This is a genomic window from Mycobacterium bulgaricum (assembly GCF_041287165.2).
GTDB classification, from domain to species: domain Bacteria; phylum Actinomycetota; class Actinomycetes; order Mycobacteriales; family Mycobacteriaceae; genus Mycobacterium; species Mycobacterium bulgaricum.
Map to the genome: position 1 here is coordinate 1 of NZ_JBGGKV020000051.1, position 281 is coordinate 281.

1 protein-coding gene is annotated in these 281 nt (G+C 63.3%); it reads left to right on the forward strand.

Annotation, left to right across the window (positions count from 1 at the left end):
- A partial coding sequence (locus tag ACAG24_RS29525; protein WP_374150823.1) for a hypothetical protein occupies positions 1-205 on the forward strand: 205 nt, incomplete at its 5' end.
- Between the last annotated feature and the right edge of the window lie 76 nt (positions 206-281).

The window sequence follows — 281 nt, forward strand, 5'->3', positions numbered from 1 at the left end:
GGGCTTCGAGGGCGTCGTGGTTGCGCTGTGGTTGGGTGCGCGGATCCGAGCCGCACGGTTCGGGCTGCGGATCATGCTCAGCGGCGGGCTCGGCGGGGTTGTCGGCCTCGACAGGCTCGGCAGCGTCGTCGTCCACTGGGTCGTCGAGTTCGTAGTCGGGGATGTTGTGTCCGGGTGCGGCTTCTTTGGCCCACACCGCCTCTAGAGCTTGTCAAGATTTTTGTGTAGATGGCCGGTTATAGGTAGGGGTTGATTCGTTCGGGATAGTTCAGGGCGAGTGC